Annotated in this window: 3 protein-coding genes; 1 reads left to right on the top strand and 2 read right to left on the bottom strand. The window is 49.8% G+C overall.

What is annotated here, in order from left to right:
• Positions 1-167 precede the first annotated feature (167 nt).
• Positions 168-848 (top strand): ribulose-phosphate 3-epimerase, encoded by a 681-nt coding sequence (gene rpe / locus ACTHUE_RS13475; RefSeq protein ID WP_036490579.1) that lies wholly within the window; start codon positions 168-170, stop codon positions 846-848.
• Positions 849-952: 104 nt separating this feature from the next.
• On the opposite strand, the gene ACTHUE_RS13470 is transcribed toward rpe, so the two are convergent.
• Both ACTHUE_RS13470 and ypfJ read right to left on the bottom strand, forming a co-directional pair.
• Positions 953-2,335 carry a phosphomannomutase/phosphoglucomutase gene (locus ACTHUE_RS13470; protein ID WP_107792085.1) on the bottom strand — a complete coding sequence of 461 codons (1,383 nt, stop codon included), beginning with the start codon at positions 2,333-2,335 and terminating at the stop codon, positions 953-955.
• 103 nt (positions 2,336-2,438) lie between these two features.
• The gene (gene ypfJ / locus ACTHUE_RS13465; protein ID WP_107792084.1) at positions 2,439-3,278 is read right to left on the bottom strand and encodes a KPN_02809 family neutral zinc metallopeptidase; all 840 of its coding nucleotides are present in this window, start codon (positions 3,276-3,278) and stop codon (positions 2,439-2,441) included.
• Positions 3,279-3,412 lie beyond the last annotated feature (134 nt).

Here is a 3,412-nt window from a genome sequence, read left to right as displayed (position 1 = left end):
ATGTAATCTAATAATTTATTTTCAAAGCCTTACTATGTGATTATAAGTTTCATTAATGTATATGAAATGTAAATTCATAAAAATGACGGTAGAGACGTTGTCGGCGGCATACAACATAGGGTTAAAAATGCGATAATGACAAAGGAACACACTTTAGGAGAATAAACATGACCGACTACCGTATTGCCCCCAGTATTTTGTCCGCTGATTTTGCCCGCTTGGGCGAAGAGGTTGCCGAAGTTATCCGCGCCGGTGCGGATTTGATTCATTTTGACGTGATGGACAATCATTATGTGCCGAATCTGACTTTCGGCCCTATGGTTTGCGCGGCTTTGAAACCGTATGCAACCGTGCCGGTCGATGTGCATTTGATGGTTGAGCCGGTGGACGATTTGATTCATGCGTTTGCCAAAGCCGGTGCCAATATCATTACCTTTCATCCGGAAGCCAGCCGCCACATCGACCGCAGCTTGGGTTTGATTAAAGAATACGGCTGCCAGGCAGGCTTAGTATTGAATCCTGCCACGCCGGTCAATATTCTGGAAAACGTTTTGGACAAACTGGATATGGTGTTGCTGATGTCGGTCAACCCGGGCTTCGGCGGACAAAGCTTTATCCCGAATACACTGGTGAAAATCCGCAAAGTGCGCGAGATGTTGGACGAGTATGAACGGCAAAGCGGCCGCCATATCGCATTGGAAGTCGATGGCGGCGTGAAAACAGACAATATTGCTGAAATTGCGGCGGCGGGTGCGGATACGTTTGTCGCCGGTTCGGCGATTTTTGGCAAACCGGATTACAAAGCCGTTATCGATGAAATGCGCCAACAGTTGGCGCAAGTCGGATAACCAAGCCGGGATATTCTTAGTTTCCAAACTTTAAATAATCAATGTTTAATATTAAAGGCCGTCTGAAATAATTTTCAGACGGCCTTTTGTTTTAGCCTAAACCCTTACAGCGGCCATTTCAATGCAGGATTGCTTTCAATGACTGCTTTGAATTGGTTTTGAATACGTTCAATCGCTTCTTGCGTATCCGCTTCAAAACGCAACACCAAAATCGGTGTGGTATTGGAAGCACGCATCAGGCCGAAGCCGTCGGGGAATTCAACGCGCAAGCCGTCGATGGTGATGATTTCGGTCGCACCTTCAAACTTGGCATTGGCAGCCAGCTCTTCAATCACTTTGTGGCCGTTGCTGCCTTCGGGCAGGTCGATGTTGAGTTCCGGAGTGGAAATGCTTTGTGGCAGCTTGTTCAATACTTCGGACGGATTGTCGAAGGCAGACAGGATTTCCAAGAGGCGTGCGCCGGCATACATACCGTCGTCGAAGCCGAACCAGCGTTCTTTAAAGAAGATGTGTCCGCTCATTTCGCCGGCAACCAGTGCGCCGGTTTTTTTCATGGTGGATTTGATGAAGCTGTGGCCGGTTTTTTCCATCACAGGTTCGCCACTGTGTTCTTTAATCCAAGGCGCAAGCAGACGGGTGGATTTGACGTCGAAAATCACTTTGGCTTTAGGATTGCGGCTCAACACGTCTTGCGCGAAAAGCATTAATTGGCGGTCTGGATAGATGATGTTGCCGTCTTTGGTGACCACGCCCAAGCGGTCGGCATCGCCGTCAAATGCCAAGCCGATTTCGGCATCGCTGTTTTGAAGCTCGACGATGAGGTCTTGCAGGTTTTTCGGTTTGGATGGATCGGGGTGGTGATTAGGGAAATTGCCGTCCACTTCGCAGAAAAGTTCGGTCACTTCATTGCCCAAACCTTTGTAGAGTTTGCCTGCAAATGCGCCGCCGACACCGTTGCCTGCGTCAATCACGATTTTCATCGGGCGTTTGAGCTTGATATGGCCGACGATGTTGTTGTGGTATTCGTTGGAGATGTCTTTTTCGGTTACGCTGCCTTGTTTGTCGGCGGCAACAAAACCGTCTTTTTCAATAATGGCTAAAAGTTCTTGAATGGCTTCGCCTGCGAGCGTGTCGCCGCCGAGCATCATTTTGAAACCGTTGTAATCGGGCGGATTGTGGCTGCCGGTAATCATCACGCCGCTGCCGCCGCATTCGTTGATGGCTGCGAAGTAGAGCATAGGGGTGGCAACCATGCCGACGTTGAGGACGTCGATGCCGCTGTCTGTGAAACTGCGTTGAATTTGTGCCATCAGGCCGGGACCGCTCAAACGGCCGTCGCGACCGAGTGCGATGCGGGTAATACCTTTTTCGGAGGCTTTGGTGGCAATGGCTTTGCCAACTAAGTATGCAGCTTCGTCGGTCAGGGTTTTACCGACGATGCCCCGGATGTCGTAGGCTTTGAAAATGTCGCGGGCGATATTTGCCATGTGGATTTCCTTTGAATTTAAGGGAAAATAATAGGTATTATTTTAACACGGCTAAAAGGCCGTCTGAAAAAATCAGACGGCCTTTTGTCGTTACATCGACGAATCAATTGTTGAAAGTGTTGCACTGGTTGATGTCGCCGCTTTCCAAACCGCGCTTGAGCCAAGTCATGCGTTCTTCGGACGAGCCATGGGTAAAGCTGTCGGGAACGACATAGCCCTGAGCCTGTTTCTGCAAGCGGTCATCGCCGACGGATTCGGCGGCAAGCATAGCTTTTTGAATGTCTTCTGTTTTGAAGATATTTTTGTTGATGGCGTAGTGTCCCCAAATACCAGCGAAACAGTCGGCCTGCAATTCGAGTTTGACGGAAAGGGCATTGGCCTCTTTTTTGCCGACTTGCTGTTGCATTTTGTGGACTTTAGGCAGAATGCCGAGCAGGTTTTGAACGTGATGGCCGACTTCATGGGCAATAACGTAGGCAAACGCGGCATCGCTGGCGGATTCGAGCTTGGTGCGCATGTCTTCGTAGAAACTCAAATCCAAATAAACTCTTTGGTCGCCCGGGCAGTAAAACGGACCCATGGCAGATTGGCCCGTACCGCAGGCGGTGGACGTACCGCCTTCATACAACACCATGGTTGCCGGCGTATAGCGTTGGCCGTGCTGCTGGAAATATTTACTCCATGCTTTTTCCGTATCGGCAAGGACAACGCGGGACAGTTCGTTCAATTCGGCTTCTTGTTGGCTGTCAAGTCGGGAGGCTTGCTGGGTAGGGATGCCCATCGAAGATGAGCCGCCAACCAAACCGCTCAAATCCACGCCGTAATATGCGCCGACCAAAACCACGATAATGCCGAGTATGCCCGGTGTTTTGCCGCCACCACCGCCACGGCTTCCGCGGCGATCTTCGACGTTTTGGCTTTGTTCACGACCTTTCCAATCCATAATGCGTATCCTGTGTAGTTTTCATGCGGCGGATTATACTATGGAATGTCAAATGTGTTTGATCGAATTGTGAATATTGCTTGAGGCCGTCTGAAAATGCGACATCGGGAAAGTGAAAACGGCAGTATCTTTCA

The organism is Neisseria sp. P0021.S005, assembly GCF_051956955.1.
This window is presented reverse-complemented; position numbering and strand designations above follow the sequence as displayed.

Excerpts from the sequence above, each read along its gene's own strand:
- rpe (WP_036490579.1), top strand. The coding sequence starts at position 168 with ATGACCGACTACCGTATTGCCCCCAGTATTTTGTCCGCTGATTTTGCC.
- ACTHUE_RS13470 (WP_107792085.1), bottom strand. The coding sequence starts at position 2,335 with ATGGCAAATATCGCCCGCGACATTTTCAAAGCCTACGACATCCGGGGC.
- ypfJ (WP_107792084.1), bottom strand. The coding sequence starts at position 3,278 with ATGGATTGGAAAGGTCGTGAACAAAGCCAAAACGTCGAAGATCGCCGC.